Source organism: Mesorhizobium sp. M7A.F.Ca.US.005.03.1.1 (assembly GCF_003997975.1).
GTDB lineage: Bacteria > Pseudomonadota > Alphaproteobacteria > Rhizobiales > Rhizobiaceae > Mesorhizobium > Mesorhizobium ciceri.
Genome location: NZ_RZRO01000124.1, coordinates 1 through 16,915 on the forward strand (window position 1 = coordinate 1; position 16,915 = coordinate 16,915).

General features: G+C 59.7%; 19 protein-coding genes. 5 read left to right on the top strand and 14 right to left on the bottom strand.

Annotated elements, in window-relative coordinates; all coding sequences use genetic code 11:
- Positions 1-260: 260 nt before the first annotated feature.
- From EN990_RS31505 to EN990_RS31515, 3 genes are all read right to left on the bottom strand, one after another.
- Positions 261-464: a CsbD family protein gene (locus EN990_RS31505; protein WP_127369452.1), complete on the bottom strand. Its 204-nt coding sequence runs from the start codon at positions 462-464 to the stop codon at positions 261-263.
- 156 nt (positions 465-620) lie between these two features.
- Positions 621-1,280 (bottom strand): response regulator transcription factor, encoded by a 660-nt coding sequence (locus EN990_RS31510; protein ID WP_027162010.1) that lies wholly within the window; start codon positions 1,278-1,280, stop codon positions 621-623.
- Between the two features lie 89 nt (positions 1,281-1,369).
- Positions 1,370-1,777 carry a response regulator gene (locus EN990_RS31515; RefSeq protein ID WP_127367823.1) on the bottom strand — a complete coding sequence of 136 codons (408 nt, stop codon included), beginning with the start codon at positions 1,775-1,777 and terminating at the stop codon, positions 1,370-1,372.
- A 257-nt stretch (positions 1,778-2,034) separates the two neighbouring features.
- Between EN990_RS31515 and EN990_RS31520 the strand changes: the two genes are divergently transcribed.
- On the top strand, positions 2,035-2,229 hold the full coding sequence (locus EN990_RS31520; protein WP_127388507.1) for a hypothetical protein: 195 nt from the start codon (positions 2,035-2,037) through the stop codon (positions 2,227-2,229).
- Positions 2,230-2,358: 129 nt separating this feature from the next.
- On the opposite strand, the gene EN990_RS36385 is transcribed toward EN990_RS31520, so the two are convergent.
- The 5 genes from EN990_RS36385 to EN990_RS31545 form a co-directional block, all read right to left on the bottom strand.
- On the bottom strand, positions 2,359-2,883 hold the full coding sequence (locus tag EN990_RS36385; RefSeq protein WP_245461025.1) for a DUF1515 family protein: 525 nt from the start codon (positions 2,881-2,883) through the stop codon (positions 2,359-2,361).
- A 66-nt stretch (positions 2,884-2,949) separates the two neighbouring features.
- Positions 2,950-3,144, bottom strand: coding sequence for a hypothetical protein (locus tag EN990_RS31530; RefSeq protein WP_127369449.1), 195 nt, complete (start codon positions 3,142-3,144; stop codon positions 2,950-2,952).
- Positions 3,129-3,362, bottom strand: coding sequence for a hypothetical protein (locus tag EN990_RS31535; protein WP_127369448.1), 234 nt, complete (start codon positions 3,360-3,362; stop codon positions 3,129-3,131). Before EN990_RS31535 ends, EN990_RS31530 begins: the two co-directional genes overlap by 16 nt.
- Positions 3,362-4,159 (bottom strand): glycosyl hydrolase 108 family protein, encoded by a 798-nt coding sequence (locus tag EN990_RS31540; protein ID WP_127369447.1) that lies wholly within the window; start codon positions 4,157-4,159, stop codon positions 3,362-3,364. Before EN990_RS31540 ends, EN990_RS31535 begins: the two co-directional genes overlap by 1 nt.
- 80 nt (positions 4,160-4,239) lie before the next feature.
- A complete protein-coding gene (locus tag EN990_RS31545) occupies positions 4,240-4,464 on the bottom strand; it encodes a hypothetical protein (protein ID WP_127369446.1) in 225 nt (74 codons plus the stop codon).
- 489 nt (positions 4,465-4,953) lie between these two features.
- On the opposite strand from EN990_RS31545, the gene EN990_RS31550 reads away from it, so the two are divergent.
- Both EN990_RS31550 and EN990_RS31555 read left to right on the top strand, forming a co-directional pair.
- Positions 4,954-5,145 carry a hypothetical protein gene (locus EN990_RS31550; protein WP_082827649.1) on the top strand — a complete coding sequence of 64 codons (192 nt, stop codon included), beginning with the start codon at positions 4,954-4,956 and terminating at the stop codon, positions 5,143-5,145.
- A gap of 123 nt (positions 5,146-5,268) precedes the next feature.
- On the top strand, positions 5,269-5,532 hold the full coding sequence (locus tag EN990_RS31555; protein WP_013525235.1) for a hypothetical protein: 264 nt from the start codon (positions 5,269-5,271) through the stop codon (positions 5,530-5,532).
- A 989-nt stretch (positions 5,533-6,521) separates the two neighbouring features.
- Here the strand turns inward: EN990_RS31555 and EN990_RS31565 are convergent.
- The 3 genes from EN990_RS31565 to EN990_RS31580 form a co-directional block, all read right to left on the bottom strand.
- On the bottom strand, positions 6,522-6,719 hold the full coding sequence (locus tag EN990_RS31565) for a tyrosine-type recombinase/integrase (protein ID WP_244514468.1): 198 nt from the start codon (positions 6,717-6,719) through the stop codon (positions 6,522-6,524).
- A gap of 164 nt (positions 6,720-6,883) precedes the next feature.
- Positions 6,884-8,032, bottom strand: a complete 1,149-nt coding sequence (locus EN990_RS31570) for a PHB depolymerase family esterase (RefSeq protein WP_206526361.1) — start codon at positions 8,030-8,032, stop codon at positions 6,884-6,886.
- Positions 8,033-9,358: 1,326 nt separating this feature from the next.
- Positions 9,359-9,589 carry a hypothetical protein gene (locus EN990_RS31580; RefSeq protein ID WP_245460986.1) on the bottom strand — a complete coding sequence of 77 codons (231 nt, stop codon included), beginning with the start codon at positions 9,587-9,589 and terminating at the stop codon, positions 9,359-9,361.
- A 476-nt stretch (positions 9,590-10,065) separates the two neighbouring features.
- Between EN990_RS31580 and EN990_RS31590 the strand changes: the two genes are divergently transcribed.
- Both EN990_RS31590 and EN990_RS31595 read left to right on the top strand, forming a co-directional pair.
- Complete coding sequence (locus tag EN990_RS31590; protein WP_127369170.1) at positions 10,066-12,228, top strand: serine hydrolase; 2,163 nt, start codon at positions 10,066-10,068, stop codon at positions 12,226-12,228.
- A gap of 109 nt (positions 12,229-12,337) precedes the next feature.
- Positions 12,338-14,053, top strand: coding sequence for a ShlB/FhaC/HecB family hemolysin secretion/activation protein (locus tag EN990_RS31595; RefSeq protein WP_127385091.1), 1,716 nt, complete (start codon positions 12,338-12,340; stop codon positions 14,051-14,053).
- 27 nt (positions 14,054-14,080) lie between these two features.
- On the opposite strand, the gene ampH (EN990_RS31600) is transcribed toward EN990_RS31595, so the two are convergent.
- From ampH (EN990_RS31600) to EN990_RS31610, 3 genes are all read right to left on the bottom strand, one after another.
- Positions 14,081-15,238, bottom strand: a complete 1,158-nt coding sequence (gene ampH / locus EN990_RS31600) for a D-alanyl-D-alanine-carboxypeptidase/endopeptidase AmpH (RefSeq protein WP_127370226.1) — start codon at positions 15,236-15,238, stop codon at positions 14,081-14,083.
- 45 nt (positions 15,239-15,283) lie between these two features.
- On the bottom strand, positions 15,284-16,525 hold the full coding sequence (gene ampH / locus EN990_RS31605; protein WP_245469228.1) for a D-alanyl-D-alanine-carboxypeptidase/endopeptidase AmpH: 1,242 nt from the start codon (positions 16,523-16,525) through the stop codon (positions 15,284-15,286).
- On the bottom strand, positions 16,494-16,915 hold a 422-nt coding region (locus tag EN990_RS31610; protein WP_164766191.1), incomplete at its 5' end, for a peptidoglycan DD-metalloendopeptidase family protein. The genes EN990_RS31610 and ampH (EN990_RS31605), both read right to left, overlap by 32 nt.

Below are 16,915 nucleotides of genomic sequence, written 5' to 3' on the forward strand. Positions count from 1 at the left end.
GCATGCGCTCTCCGTGATGAGTGCCCGCCACGCCAAGCGAGCCGTGGCGGGCAATCAACCAACCGACGATGAGGGGACTATTGATCGTCGACGTCACTGCTCGTGCACAAAACGCCAATGTTTCACGGGTCAGACCTTTGCGCTTCGGCATTGGACTTTCGTCGAGTGCTTACGCGGCCCGGCGCGCTCGTGGGGGGCTGCTCGTGCCATCAAATTGAAAGGGCGCCCGTTAGGCGGCCCTCAAAATCTCGAATAGTCCCCTACCAACCCTGCAACGAGTACCAGTCGTCAACGTCTCTCCGAACCCGGTCCTTCTCAAGGCCGTATCTTTCCTGAATTTTTCCTTCGAGCTGATCGCGCTTGCCGGCAATGCGGTCCAAATCGTCGTCAGTCAGCTTGCCCCACTGTTCCTTAACCTTGCCCTTGACCTGCTTCCAATTACCTTCAACGCGGTTCCAATCCATGGCCTTGGCCTCCTTGGTTGCACCGTAGTTGAAACGTTCGCAGCCCGGCTAAGTTCCGGGCACTTGATGGACAAAGAGCCGCCGCTGATGGTGGAAAAGGCCCGCCGCTGAGGGAAGCAGTGAAGGGATGCCGTGTCGTGGTCAAGTTCCTTCAGCTCAAAGATTTGGTTGTGGAGAGCGGTCACGATAATCACTCATCGCGAGAGCCGCCTCGGTGCGGTTTCGCACACTTAGTTTTGACATAACCCTGGTCATGTGGTGCTTGATTGTCTTCTCGTGGAGGTTCAGGCGCCGTGCGACCTCCTTGTTGCTCAGCCCCTCCGCCACTAGCCGCAGGATTTCCGTTTGCCTTTCGGTCATCTGCCGCAGCCGGTCTGCTGTGCTGTTAGCAGGGGACTGGAGATCCGAGAGCAGCCGTGCCGAAAGAGTTGGCGTGAGGTAGCTCTCGCCGGCCGCTACGTTGCGCAGGATGTCAGCGAGCCCGCGCGACCCTACGCCTTTGAGGACATAGCCGCGCACCCCTGCATTCAGAGCCTTAGTTACATCGGCATTGGCCTCCGATACGGTCAACATGACAATCTTCTGGGTGGGGTAGCTGGCGAGGATGCTCTCAACCGCCGCGAGGCCGCCGCCCGGCAAAGAGATGTCGAGCAGCAATATGTCGGGTCGCACCGTAGAGGCGAGGCGTTCGGCATCCTGCGCCGTGGCGCCCGCGCCAACCATCTCGAAGCCTCCGATCTCTGACAGGCTGCGCATCACGCCTTCGCGAAAGAGTGGATGATCTTCGACAACAGCGATGCGAATGGCGCCGACCATGCTTGCTCCCCTCAACAGCGTGCGCTGAAAACGTTATTGAACTTGCTGATGGATTTTAGGTTCCGCTCATAAACCAAAAAATGCCCGCTCTACGGAGAGGGTTCGCCGCCGTTCGACGCCGTTGGGTGTTGCTGATTGAGCAGTGTGGACAACGCCGTAATGATCTGGGGAGGGAAGAACGGCTTGACGATCATCACGCTGTCTGGGACGCCTTCAGAGCCCCAGGAAATAGCACCATCGCCGCTGATGTAGACCACAGGTAGGGTTGGATTGCTTCGCCTTACATGCCTGGCTACTTCCCACCCAGTTTCTCCCGAGCCGAGACGGATGTCCGTAAGGAGGCCGGCGAACTTGTTTGGATCCTCATCAAACGCCTTTACGGCGGCTTCGGCACTCGGCACTCCTACGACGAGAAAGCCCGCGTCCTGCAAAGCTGTTTCAAGGTCGAGCAGGATCAAGAGCTCGTCTTCGACGACCAGAATAGCGCTTTCGCTCATGAACCACCCTCCCGGCCGCCACAACGGCGCGATTGAGTGTTGGTTCCACCGATCAACGGGGTGGGACAGCGGCGGCGGGGGTCTGGAGTAGCTGGGATCGCCCAGCATGTAGGTCAACATGCGGCGGCGGGGTTGGTGCTTTAGCCGTTCTCTGGCGATGTTTCGCTTCGAAAATTGAAATATAATGCCCCCAGGATCCGGTTTGCCCGCAAAGGCGCCAGCGCCTATATGCTTGGACTTAGCCGAAGCAGAGGAGAATGAGCTTGATCGACGAGGATGCCGATGGAGCGACGATAGCCAGAGAGACGATTTCCGCGGCAAGAGAATGCGCTCGTATGATCGGCAAGATTGGGCCTAGGTTCACGGCGCTCGAACTGGCCGAGATGGAGGAAGCTGTTGGACGAATAACCAACGCAATCGAATTGAAAAAACGAATGAACGCTGCCCCGTAGCAAAGGCATTGGGCGCCAAGGGGGTGGCAGAAGCGCGCCGAGACCATAATGCGCGCGCTGAGATCGCCAATAAGGCGGCGGAAAGCCCCTGGACAAAAGGGGCTAGTTCGGCCCCTTTTCCTCTTCGAGCTAATCGATGCGCTTTTGTAGTTTGCGCATTAGCTCCTTCGCTCCTTCTAGGTCCACATCGGCGGTAATGCGAATGCGGTCATCGTAGAGCACGAGCGATGACGTGCCCTCCGCAACAGCGACTTGCGCTACAGGCGTGGCCACTCCACCGCCAAAGAACCTAGGCGCCGGGTGCCGACTCATCTCGGCGAATTTCTTCTCCATCGACACTTCCTTGTCGCACCAATATGCGGTGATCAGCGAAGCCAGGGCCGCAGCCGCCATTCCTGTGACGCCCAGCGCACCAAGCCCCATGAGCTTCCACCGGGTCACCTCGGCAGTGACCGCCTTCACTCCCGTCATATCGTCGTTGAGCTTGCTGACAGCGGCTTCGGTTGCCGCCACACAGTCAACCAGCTCGTCGGTTTTCGCATACATCTTGGACCGGCTGGCGGCAGCGCGCTGTTCGGACTGCTCGTAGCTCAAGGCAGCACGGGAATCGCTGTCCTTGATGTCGCGTCGGATCTCCGTGATGTCGCGCTGCATGTTCTGCGTGGCCTCCAAGAGCCGCCGATTATCATTTCCAGGCTCTTGTTTGCCGAAGTTGCCATGTCAGGTTTTCCAACCGCAGAGCTTGGCGCCCTTTTCATTGTGCGCCAGGATCGCCGCAACCGACCCATCCGAGAGCGTGGCGACTTCCGCCTTCGTGAGACGGATAGGATGCTCCACGGCGCAAAAGCTGCCTCCGACCGTAGTGCAGGAGATCATTGCAAAAAGTGCAAAGATCATCGTCAGGATTTTGACCATTCGCCCAACCTCCCCCGGTTGTCGCCAAGAGCGCGGCCGGCCACGGCATCATCGATCTTCTGGCGTTCGATGCGCGCTGCGGCGTCGGCCGCGTCCTGCTTGGCCTGGTTCTTCGCTTTGCCCATGGCATAGGCTCGCCAGAGCGCGACGAGCCCGGCCGCGCCGACAAGGCGGTACGGCCACAACTGAGCGACGAGAGCAGCGAGGAAGGCGGACATCACTCCGCGACCTCCGCCTTGATCTGGCGCACCGCAGAGACGATCTGTGAGCGAAACAGGAGCAGGACCAGCAGGAGCACCAGCAGGACCACACCGCCAGCCAGGACGGCTTGCCAGTCCATGCCCGCAAGCCAGCCAAGCCCGATAGCGCCGGAACCGAAGAGGCCGGTCAGCCAAGACAGAAAGCCGGATTTCTCCTTGACCTTCTGTTCGACCTTTTCGGGAACAACGGGTTTGTCGACCGGCACCTTCACCTCGACAGTGACCGGCGGCGGAGTGTCGGGCAAAGCTGACAGCTTCAGCGCTTTGGCGCGCACCGACTTGACGCGGTCGGACCAGCCCTTGCCGAAGGTCTTCCATGTCGGGAGACGCTTCAGGAAGCCTAGGCGATTGTCGCACAGCGCGTCGATGACAACGCCGGCCGGCTTAGCCTTTACGGCTGCAATGGTGGCCGGGCCAATGCGCCCATCCTGCTTGATCCCCACAACGGCCTGAAGATATTTGGCCGCGCGACCGGGACCGCTATTCACTGCGAAACCAAAAACAGCGTAGTCGACCCCGCTGGGAAGCTGGGCGCCGGCCGTCGCATCCCAGTAGAAACGGCGGTAGACTGTCGCGACCTGGGCGTCAGTGATTTTGCGCAGATCGGCCTTCGTCGCATCGGCCTTCACATAGCGGCGGAAGTTGGTGAGCGTGACGCCTTTCATGGTGGCGCCGCCGGGATCGGCCGGGTTGTCCACCCAGAGGCCTTCAGATTTCAGAACGAGCGCAAGCGCCCGCGCGAAGTTGCGGTCCATGGCTAGTACCTTTCCGCCCTGATGGGCAGTTGTTGAATTGGCAATGGAGGTGGACGGCTGAGATCAGCCGGTTAAGCAAATCAGCGGTCTAGCCGCTGGCACTCATCAAGTAGGCCACCAAGCTCCAGGCAGAGATCGACGCGGCCGAGGCTGTTGGCCTTGTCGTCAATCCCGATGCGGCGGTTGTAGGCCGTGACGGTGTCTTTTAGTTGAGAAACACGACCGGCCTTGTGACCGCTGGAGTAGGCGAAACCAGCGATGCAAATACTAGCAGCGATTGCAAGCGCGGCAGTCTTGGGGTTCATTGGCATTTTCGCCCCTCGAATCGACTTGGGAAGTATTCGTCCATGGAAGAGAGTTTGACTGAATTGGCAGCGCGGCTCCAGATGCAATGGAGGGCGTGGGCTCCCGCGATTGGCCTTGGTGTTGCCGCCGCCATCGGTATGATTTGGACCGTCTATCTACCGATTGTCGGATTGCGTCACATGCTCGGATACAACTAAACCTCTAGCATCCGCACGACGGCATTCCAGCCGTAGGATTTGCTGCAACGCCGGTAACAGTGACCTCCAGGCCGAGCCTACCGAGCGCGACCGAGCAATCCAGGGATGCCGCGTCAGTCGCATTTTCGCCTATGACCGTCTTCGTGATCGACCCTTCGGTTGCCAGCGTTCCAGAAGTGTGCGCACCACGCCGGTCACAGGACTTCTCCTTCGCTTTGTACATTTCGAACGTTGAAGCGCTTTGGGCGCTGTGATTTGTTGGTGCCTTCGTCGTGTGTGGGAGTGCGGGCCGTGGACGATGACCAAAGGGCTGGTGTTCGTATCGAACACATCGACGGCCAGTGGGCGGTACAACTCGTCGAGAATGGCGAAACCACCCAGCATCTTTTCGAGACCGAGGAATTCGCGAGGAACTTCGCCGCCGGTCAGTGGCTAAGGCTAAACCCGAAGCCTATTCCCCCAATGCGCCGGCGACGCCGTTAGAGCGCTAAGCTTAAAAATGCTCTTTCGCGGATGCTGCACCGGGGCCGGAACTTTGATGCAATAGCGAAGTTCGAGGAGGGAGATGCTTTCGCAACAGGCGCCACTTCACGAGAGGCCGGAGCAATGGTGGACAATCTATCTCGCAGGGAAGAACAACGCGGCACGCGAAGACTCATGGCGTGGGGCGTGGCGGTTATTGCCGTCATTTTCCTAGGCCTAATGGCATTCTTTGTACTCACGCCCTTATCGAACGGCTCTTGGCAGACGGCACCGTTCAAGCGTGCTCCTGTGCAAAACCAGGGCGGTAATGCGCCAGTGGATACGTCACCCAGCCCGGGCGTGAAAAAAGACCCTCAGGAAAATACTGAAATGCCGGAGCAGCAGTAGTAGGTTCCGACCCGCTGGCAAATTTTTTCCGGGGCCGGGCGGCGATCTTGTCGAACACGTCCTCTTCCTCTGCGTCGCGACTGGCCTTGGTGTCGCCTCCAAGGATCGGGACCGGCCTTCCCTCGATTGCTGAGCTTACAAAATTGCCCAATTCGGAGGCCTGATGCTACACGTGTGTCGGCACAGGCAAATCTGCACAGCAGCTATGCACGATCCACGATTGCAGAAATCGCTGGGCAGCGGGTAGATTTTGATTGTCGGCCATCTACTCCTCCCAGATGCGATGCCGGCGCTGAATGAGGCGCACCTCCTCCCGCGCCACATTCGAAAATCGAGCCCGCTGCCACCTCCTCCCGGCAGCGGGCTTTTTTGTCTCCGCCAGCAGACACAGTGGCAAGCATCCGCGATGGCCTGCGAAACCATCCGTAAACCATGCCAACACGGTAAATACTTTATGTCGAACCGATCGGGTTGCAGGAGGTTGTGGGCGGGTCTGCAACAAAGAGGCCCAGCCGATCCATGCACCGCTTACCCATCTTGCCCGCCCTGTTGATCTCCTTCGGGATTGCCTACGGAATTTGCGTCTGGGCGACGTCGGATAAGCCGGTCAGCTTTTTCGAAGCCCAAGCGGCATCGCAAATGCGTGGAACTGTCGATCGCTCTGAATAGCTGTAACGCCACGGAAGGTGGGGCGGTCCGGTCCTATTATTCACATGGCCACCTTCGTGCACGAGCGCGCGGGCAAGCGCCTCACGGCAATGGCGTAGGTCGAGTTGAGCTTAATAGGTTTCGGAGCGCCGTGGCTTTGCCATCGCCGTGGCCACAGCTTCTCGCACGGTTGGACCTAATGGCTCGGCCAAGCGCCGAGCGGCGTCATCTTTCTGTTCAAGGTAAGAAGGATGGTAGCGGACTTCGCCAGCATGAAAAACGCGATTATGCACAACGCGCAGAAGCACGCGATCACGGCAAGTGAGCAGGCAATTACGACCTCAGCCATTTGGATTGTCCTCTAAATGTCGGGTGCTAGTCGGCGAATGATGTCCGCTATAGGACGGGGCGAGGTGAGCATAGTGCTTCTCCACCGTTCGGGTGTCGCTGCGACCAAGGGCCTGTGCCACGATGATCAACGGAGCGCCATTTCGAACCATCGTGCTGGCGTAGGTATGCCGCAGCTCATGTAGCGTCACATCCGACAGGCCGGCCTGTTTCAAAAGCGCTTTCCAGGGCCGATGGTAAATAGCCTTGGCCCAAACGACGCCGCTGTCTTGGGTAAGCAGGGGTTCACTGCCTTATCGATGGTGGGCTCTTGGTTCAGCAGAGTCCAGACAAAGAGCTCCTCCGCCACAACAATTCAGCGCATCAACCCCGCCGCGCGCAGAGCATTTTCGATGACCTTGGAAATCCCACTTGCCGGACCGCGCGCATTGGCTCGCTCCGGCGTGGGATCGATTCGGACTGCCCGCGGTTTTTCCGTTGGTGCAAATGACTGCAATGCGGCGCCTGAAGCGACCTCGGCTTTGGCTTTGCGTCGCACGTCCGGCTTCGTCAATTCCCAGAAGCGGGCGATGTGGCGTGTCGAGGAAATCCCAACATCCAGCATGAAAGGCCCTGCGTTGCCGAGACCATCGCCGCCGCCAGTTTGCAGTGGCGTCCCATGGCCCATGCCGGCAATGGTGAACGTCTCGACTACCTCGCGCCCGTTGCTGTCGCTCCAGACCTTCCGCGTCTGGCCGTCGACCTTCTCTATGCGTGTTGGCTTTTCGCCGAGATTGTGCACGCTTTGCCACTGCGCCAGGACTGCATCCGCATTGGCAGGCACAACAGTCGTGTCGGCCGAGCCCTGCCATATCGAAATACGCGGCCACGGACCCTTGTGCGGCGAGGCCGCCCGCAACAGCCGCTGGAGGTCGGCTTGGGACGGACCGCCATGGCCGCGCATGCGGTCGAAGGCTGCGGAGATCGTCGAGGCACTTCCATAGGCGAGCCCGGCAATGATCGCGCCGCCGGCAAACAGTTCGGGATAGTCCGCCAGCATCACCGCCGCCATAGCGCCGCCGGCGGACAGACCGGTGAGAAAGATCCTCTTGCGATCGAGGCCATGCGTAACCACTGCCGCCTCGATCACCTGGCGGATGGACAGTGCCTCGCCGCTGTCGCGCCTGATATCGCCTGGTACAAACCAGTTGAAGCAAAGATTGGGGTTGTTGGCGCGCTGCTGCTCGGGGAACAGCACCGCAAAACCATGCTCGGCGGCGAGCTCGCTCCAGCCGGAGCCATGATCATAGCTGGCCGCGTTCTGGGTGCAGCCATGCAGCACGACGACCAGCGCCGCCTGCCGGGCCAGGTTCTTCGGAAGATAAAGCCTCGCGCGCAAGGCTCCGGGATTGGACCCGAACCCTGTAATTTCGGACAAGTGAGCGTCGTTCCGTTCTCCGGATCCAGCTGCTGGCCGCGCGTGCATCGCGCTCAGGCGAGCGATCGTATCGGATATATTTCGCAAGTCGGTGTCCTTGTGCGCCGGAATGGCACGGTCCTGCACAACGCATATGCAGCAATATCGTTGCTGCGATGCACAAGAACAAGCCGTTGCGTCCGTGAACCTATAGATTGAATTGCGCGCTCGGTGAGGCGAACTCAGAGGCCCAGCGCTAGTCTGTTTGCGGAGGAAACAAACCGGGTTTGCGGAGGAAACAAACCGGGAAACGTCCTCGCCGTTTACAAGCCGCCTCTCGAGTAGCCCGAACGACGACACAATGACTGAGAGCATGTTATTAAAATCATGGGCGATGCCGGCGGTCAGTTGGCCAACCGCCTCCATTTTGTGCGCCTGGTGAAGTGCCCGCTCGCTCTTCAGGCGACCTCGGCCGCCTCGGCCACGCGACGTTCGAGTGTATGGGAGTTTAAGCAGTTCGGCGTTGGCCCGCTCTGCAGTGCGGCGCGCTTCCAGAAGCTCTCGTTCATAGCGGCGGCGGTCGGACGCATTGAAGACGGTGATGCGGATGAACCGCAGATTGCCCGATTCGCCGCGCCGCTCCGCGGCGTTGACGAGGACAGGAAGGGTCGATCCATCCGCGCAGACCAGGTCCAGCGCGACCTCGCTGAAAAATGCTTGCATCCGCATCAGCGGAGCAAGTGGGTTTCGTAGTAGATTTTGCCCGCGATGTTCAGGTAATCCTGAAACCACCTGAGCAACGATAGCTAGCGTTGCCAGATCGCCTGCCGGTTTAGCGGTCGCGTAATACGGCTCATGTCTTGCCTGGTCGGTGCCTTGGGTTCAGCCAAGGATCAGTTGAGCAAGTACCATAGTGAGAGCCATCGATACCGGAACGGCTATAAGGCAACACGTCTCAATGATCCTGTTTTCTCGCTTATCCATCTTCGTCACCTCCCGATTTTCGTTCTCATTTTGACGTCTACAGCCAGCCGTGAGAAGCGGTTCCAGGCGGTGGCCGTCAGAGATGCCGCCGCTGCTGCATATTAGCAACACCTTGTCGAACCCTCGGCTGCCGAGCATTAGTCCTCCTCGCAGCGGCGAAGCGTGGCGCCCCGCAACCCTGCATGATGTCTTCGAAGATCGGGCCGATCTCTTCATCGATCTCTTGGCCCGGAATGCCCTGGCTCGCGCTGCCCGTTTTGCGTCCACAGCCATATCGATCACCATCCGATATCCAATGGGAGAGAAAATCGCTTCCCCGCTTGCTCATTCTTCCCGAAAGTCCTGCAGCCATGCATGGCAAGAGTCTGCCTCGCCACGCACATGCTTCACGCTTCATGCCTTTTGGCGCCGATCAGGCGTGGCTTTGATGCCAGCCCCTCCAGACCGGCTTCATCGATCAGGTGATGGATTGGCCTCGCTGGGCAGCGCCTGGCTGAATTGGATGCGGATGTTGGCGGGGATCACGCTTTCAAGGATCTCACGCCGTTTCTCCAGTGCCATGTCGCGCAGGTCATGACCGTTGAGGTGCAGCAGGTCGAAGGCGACAAAGTAGAGGTCGTGCTGCCGTCGTGTGATCGCCTTGCGCAGCTCGGCGAAGTCAGACAGGCCGGCATCGTTCAACACAGCCGCACTTTCGCGACGCCAAGTGACTCCACTTGGCTGCAAATGCGCGCTGGTCGCCGAAGGTGCGTAAGCGCACCCCTTGACAGGGGATCGGAATTCCGCATGTCAGGGTCAGCTCCAATCGGAGACCGCACGGCTCAACCATTCGCCGGAAAGGACTGTTTCTCGCCGATACGAGCTCGTAAACATGGCTCGCTCCGAGTTCACGTCGGACAAGCGGAAGCTCTCGGCGCTGAAGTTGCAGGCTGCCGCGGCGATAGCGGCGTTTCTGACAAAGATTCGCCAGATCAGAATCGAGTTCACCTTCCGTCATCCACTCTTTGGATGATATGGAAAAGGTGCTCGTAGACGAGAATGTCGGTTAAGGAGGCGAACTGACATTCGCCGAAGATCGGAGGATGCATGTCGAAGACCGATGCAGTCGACGCATGCGGTGAAGTCGCCAAATGATAGGCGGTTGTTTCAGGCCGGGGATGGGCGGTTGGCTTGGCATTGCGCTCCTGGCCCTCTTGCCTTCCGGTCCGGCCTTCGCTTTTGAAAGCCCGGATGAAGTTAGCGCAGCGAATCCCCTGAAATGCGGAGCACCTGACGATTATTCCGGGTCGAGCGAATGGGTCAGCAACTTCAGCATCAGCGACAAGCGTCAACCCGTCGGTCCGGTCTTTCAGCAAACACGAAGCAACGTTCTTGATCGTAGGGTTGCGCTTCTACAGAGCGTACTCACGGACAAATCTGTTTACGCCTCAGCGATTGATGGAGTGTTTGGTTCGCAGACAGCAAGCGCTGTGAAGTCCTTCCAGAGCACATATGGAATGCCCGTTGACGGCACAGTGGGGATGCAGACCGGTAGTGCACTCGGGCTGCCGTTTTGGCAAGCGAACAAGGCGCGCAGTCTAGCCCCGCCATTTCGCGACGATGCGAAATATCCTGAAGCTACTGAATTCAACTTCAGAAGTCTGGTCGGGATCGGCAATTTCTTTAGCAGCCTGCCGGACGCTGACTATAGTTCCTCAAATGCGCTTACTCGGAGGGCCCTTCGAACAAACAATCCCGGCGCCATAAACATCTCGAAATGGCAGCGAGACAGCATGAGAGGATATGTGGGTTGCACTCTGCCAGACCGGTACGGCAACCAAACTGCCATTTATGAAACCCCAGAGTATGGGGTAGCTGCTTGGGGTTTTCTCCTCCGCAAGATCTATTTCCACGGAAACAAGTCTAAGGTCACCGTCGGCGACATTGTGGATAAGTATAGAGGCGACAATTCCCGCGATCCTTACATTGATGGATATAAGAAATATTCGGATGGCAAATTGGTCGAAGATTATGAAGTCGACCTGTATAGCAATCGTGAACTCGCGATGCTGGCCATTGCCGCCTACTCGCACGAACTCGGCTCCTGGTATCCTCTCACGGACAAACAGCTTCTGGCAGGCTTTTCAATTACCGATGATTATATTGACTCGGGCGTCAATGACGAAGTCATCGTGTCTTCTGAAGAGATGAATCCGGATCTCTATGTAAAACATCCTGATAGCGAAGGCCCGGCACGCTCGACCGGCTTAACCGCGGCTCAGTTGAGAACAGCCGATGCAAAGGTCCAGGCCGGCCTACAGGAGCTCCTCGATGCAGAGGATGGACCTCCCGGGGCGATCGCCACGCTCTACCGCGACGGTCGCATGACCGTACTCACAGCGGGGCGCGCCGATGTCATATCGGGTGAGGCGCTGGGGGTCGACCAATACATGCGCATCGCCAGCATCTCAAAAGCATTCAACGGCGCCATTGCCCTGCACCTCGTCCAGAAGGGCCGGCTCGGCCTCGACGACACCATCGGCCAGCACCTGCCTGATCTGCCGGCGGCATGGTCGGCCGTCACGGTCCGCCAGATGCTGAACCACACCAGCGGCCTGCCCGACTACTTGCAGTCCAAGGGCTTGGCCGAGCAGGTCGCGACAAATCCTCAAGGTTACGTGCAGCCCATTGAGATCATCGGCTGGGTCCGCAACGACCCGCTCGAGTTTACGCCCGGCACCCAGTATACCTACTCCAACACGGACAACGTCGTCGTCGGGCTGATCGCCGAGGCGGTCACAGGAATGCCCTACGGGACGCTGCTGAAGAACATCGCGTTTGGTCCTGCCGCCCTCGCCCAGACGAGTTTCCCCACGCGCGACATCGCGCTGCCTGGGCCCGCCATCCACGGCTATGTCGTCGCGCCCGGATCCGAGCCGAAAGATGTCACGACCTTCGTCAGCCCGAGCGGTGCGTGGGCGTCGGGCGCGATCGTGTCGACGCCTGATGATTTGTCGATGTTCATACGGGCAGATCTCGGACTGAAGTTCTTCGGCGCTGCCGAGCAGATTGAACAGATGAAGTTCGTGGCCGGCAATTCCAGTCCGCCCGGACCCGGGACGAACGAGGCCGGTCTCGGACTGTTCCGCTACACCACGCCGTGCGGTGTCGTTTATGGCCACACCGGCAGTTTCCCGGGCTACACGCAGTGGGCGGCATCAACCGCCGACGGGACGCGCTCGGTCACCACCACGCTGAACATCGCTGAGCCGGCTGGCGCGTTGCTCGACCGCTTGCGGGAGGTTCAGGCTCAGGCGGTCTGCGCTTTGTTGGGGCACTGACGGGTGTGCATCGCGGGATGACGGACCCCGACATATTTGCTAATTTGCTAAACCAAGTTTCGAATAACCGTTGATTTTCCCTGCCACGACATGTCAGCGAGTTTGATTGATGCCTCTTCGCAAGGCGCTGTCCCACTGGTTCGACGCAGTACGTCGCGTGTCCATCAGTCTTGCAACCAGTGCCTTCATGGTCGGACCGAGCCTTAGCCAGACGATCCCCGAGCGGATCGATTCGGTGGTTTCGGATCAGAACGAGATCATCCGACGCTATTCCGCTCCGAGGAAGCCCGGCACGATTGACCTGTCAGTTCCGGATGCACGCAAGGCAACGAGCTCGGAACAAGCCGAAAAAACAATGTTTACCTTGAGGTCGATAACCGTTCGAGGCGCGGTGACGGTGCCCAGCGCTACGCTGGAGCAAGCGTGGGCCGCGCAGCGGAACAAAAAGATAAGCGCCGCCGACCTTTACGCCATCGCCGAGCGGATCGACGAGATCTACCAGAAGGCCGGATATTTCTCGTGGGCCGTCGTTCCCGAGCAGGACTTTTCATCCGGCAACGTCGTCATCGTTCTCTACGAATCCTACGTGCGCCGGGTCACCATCAACAGCGCCATCCCTGATATTGAGCGGCGTTTGAAACCTTACATCGATCGCATCGTCGCCATGCGGCCAATCCGGATCAAGGAGGCCGAGCGCGTGCTGTTGCTGATGAGCGATCTTGGCGGCCTGACCATCGAAGGCACTTTCATTCGGCCCGAAACGCCCTCCGCCGGCGGTGATCTGAAACTCGACATTGGCTTCAAGCGGGCCGGCGCAAACGCAATAGTCGACAATCTCGGCAGCAATGCCGTCGGCCCATTTCAGCTGACCGGCACCGGCACCTTCAACGATGCGCTTAGGCTGTTCGATGTGGCGAACATCGCCCTGGTGACCATTCCGGACAGTCCCGAGGAGTTGAAGTTCGTGCTGGCTTCGCACGATGTCCCGATCGGGTATGACGGACTGCATGTAGGCTATAGCATCGGTTATGTCTCTTCCCAGCCGGGCGCCGACCTCAAGCCTCTCGATGTCGACATAGCCTCTAGGTTCGGCAGCGCGTATGCCAACTACCCACTGCTGCGGACAATTGACCACAGCCTGTTTAGCCGCCTTGAATTGAACTTCAAGGACAACTCGCTGGCGTTGGGCGGCGAAACGCAGACGGATGAGGACCTCCGATGGCTGGCGGCCTCCCTTAAGTATACCGGTGAGTTGGAAAACGGCGCCATCACGCTGACAGGTACTTTCGGCCAAGGCCTCGACGGCTTTGGCGCGAGCAGCAGCACCGATCCGCTTGCACCGCGTCCAGGCGTTCCTGATGACTACAGGTATTTTCGGGGCGACCTCGACCTTACCAAGGAGATCGCTTCGCTGGCCGTCGCCCACCTCAGAGTGGCTGCTCAATATGCGCCGACGGCGGTGCCATCGTCGGTCCAGTTGGTGCTCGGCGGCGATCCCTATGGCCTGGCTTTCGATGGCTCGGCCGCTTCAGGCGATAGCGGGATAGCGGCCTCGCTGGAATTGGGACGCAACATCGAACTCCCGGAGGCTTTGCCGATCCCAAATCTGAACGTGTTTGCTTATGTCGATTACGGTGCGGTCTGGAACCACGATACGGGCGTGGATTACATCGAGGCGGAACTCGGCTCGGCCGGAATAGGTGCAAAGGCTGCATTTGGGCAACACCTCAATGCAAGGGCGCTTGTTGCGGTACCGTTCAGAGATAACCGAGGTCTGACTGATACCGGCACGCGTTTTTTGTTCCAGCTAATCAGCTCGTATTAGGTGGCGTAGCTCCCGCCTGAACTGCCCTTATCTTGGCGCAAGTTGCGCGACGAGATCATTCGTTGCTGCGACCATCGCCTTGAACCCGCCGACACTGAACTGATTGATCGAGGCGAAGACACCGACACCGCGCGTTGGCGCCAACACCACATAACTGAACTGCCCCTGCAATCCGCCGGTCTTGTTGAGCATCATGGGCTTGTCCTTGTCGGCCAGAACTCCGACCCAGCCAAGCGTCATCATTCCCATCGGCCCCGCATCGTCGATGCCGATTACCGGCGAGAGACCGTCGCGCCAGAGCCAGCCCGCATGGTCGACGGTACGCTCCGCATCGCCGGCCGCATCCTTGCGAAGGTGCCAGGCCATGAACTTCATCATGTCGGCGGCGGAGGTGTAGAGCCCGCCCGCGCATCCGATCGTTTCCGGCGAAGGAACGAGGGGCAACGGTGTGCCGTCGAAGAAATGGCCCTGCATGGTCCGCGCCGCATCGCCTTCCGCCAGGTTGAGCTTGGTGTCGGTCAGTTGGCGGGGCGTGAGCACCCGCTCGGCCAGCAGATCGCCATAGGACTTGCCACCGGCATTGGCCAGCGCGAGGCCGAGCAGATCGTAACCCCAGTTCGAGTAAAAGGCACCCGTGCCGGGAGGGAAAAGATAGGGTTCCGGCTTCGCAAGCTCAGCGCGGCTGAGGTCGAAGGTATTGCCGGCGAACGGGTCGTCCGGCGTGCCGCCTGTCTGGTTCGGTACCTCGCGCGGCAGGCCGGATGCCTGCGTCACCAGATCGATGAGCCTCGGCGTTCGTCCTTCGAGCCCAGGCACGGTCCAGTCCTTCCCGAGGTGTTTGGCAAGGGGATCGGTCGCGCCGATGACGCCATCCACAATCATCGAGCCCATCAGATCGCCGCAGAAGGTCTTGGAGATCGAGGCTATCCGCATCAGCGTATGTTCGTCGGGCACCTGCCCCGAGCCCTTGCGGATTTCGCCGAAGCCAGCGAAGGCCGTCTCGCCGTTGCGAACCGCGGCGATCACGAGGCCAGGAGCGCCCGAGCCCAGGAAGGCGATGCCGCCGGCAAATCCCACGGCTTCCTCAAGCAGACGATCTTTGGCGGCGGCGACGTGAGGAGCCGCAAGGACGCAGGCTGCCGTGAAGCAGAGGATGAGCAAGCGCCTGTGGCCTGAACCGGTCATTGGAATGTCCTCGACGAGAAATCTGATTGTGAGACGAGAGCGCAGTCAGCGGGGCGCGAGCTGATAGATCAGTTCGTTTACTGCGTGCACCATTGCTTCAAAGCCCCCGGCGTTGAACTGGTTGATCGCCGCGAAGACGCCGACGCCGCGCGTCGGCGCGATGGCAACATATGTAAACATGCCTTGTCGCCCTCCGGATTTGTGAAGCACCAGCGGACGGTTGCCGTCAGCCTCTACCACAACCCAACCGAGTGCCATCGCATCCATCGGCGCGCCACCGTCGTCGAGGCCCAGCGCCGGAGAGAGCCCATCCCTCCGGACTAGGCTGGCGTGGTCGATAATGCGGCGTGCATCGTCCTCGGAGCCGCCTTGAGCCAAGTGCCAGGCGATCCACTTCAGCATATCGTTGGGCGTCGTATAAAGCCCCGAGGCGCATTCCATCGTCATCGGTGTCGGCACGAAGGGAAGCGGCGTGCCGTCGAAATTGTGGCCCTGCATCAGCCGGCCCTCGTCACCAGGTCGCGGATTGAAGACCGTGTCCACCATGCCGCGTGGCCGCAACACGCGCTCCTCCAAGACGGTAGCGTACGGCTTGCCAGCCGCTCCGCTGAGCGCCAGTCCCAGGAGGTCGAAGCCCAGGTTCGAATAGAGCGCGCCAGTTCCGGGAGGAAACAGAAACGGCTCCCCGTGCATGGCTGCGATCATCGCTTCCTTTGTGTGGCCGGCGTAGGGATCGTTGGGTGTTCCACCTGCCTGGGCCATCTCGCGCGGCAGGCCGGATGTCTGTGTCGCGAGGTCGATGATCCTTAGGGTCCGCCCATCCTTCTCCGGCACCACGAAACCGTCAGGCAGGTGCGTCTGAACAGGGTCAGTCAGGCCGATCTCTCCTTTTACCAACAAACTGGCGAGAGCGTCTCCGCAAAATGCCTTCGAAATGGATGCCACTCGCATCATTGTGTCGGCATTCGGCTCTATGCCGGATCCGCGGACCGTTTCGCCGAAACCGGCAAACGCCGTCTCGCCGTTGCGAACGCCGGCGATCACCAGACCCGGCGCGCCTGAACTCACAAAAGCGAATGTACCGGTGAATTCGACCGATTCGTCCAGCAGCCGATCGGCGTTTGCAGGACTTGCGCAGGTAAGGACGGCAGCGGCAAGGAAAAGACGTAAGGGTATTGTGCGGGTGGCGGTCATCGGCTTCGAGCTCACCATTTCGGAAATCAGGGCGGACTGTCCACTGCCTTTTACAAGGCGATCACTGTGGCCAGTCAACAACAGAAAGGTCAAGCGGCAGCGCGTCTTCCAGATTCTGGGGCGGGACGCGCGGCGTAAGCGTCATCGGCGATCCGGTCGCTTCCGCCTTGTCAAAATCCTCGGTGGTCTCGCCGACCGCGGTGATGGTAAAGCTGTCGAACACATAGGGGAGGCCGTCCGAGGCCAACGGAGAAGCGCTGTCCATCACATGCAGGTGCAAATGCGGCGCTTGACTGTTCCCGGTATTGCCGACTTCGCCAATCTGATCGCCGCGCTGCACCTTGTCTCCGAGCTTCACCTTAACGCTCCCCGGCCGCATGTGGGCGTAGTTGACGAACAAGCCCGAGCCGATGTCGAGCACGACGAAGTTTCCGTCGGCCTCGTCAATCGGCAAGTTGGCGGGCAGCGCACCGGGCACTTGGT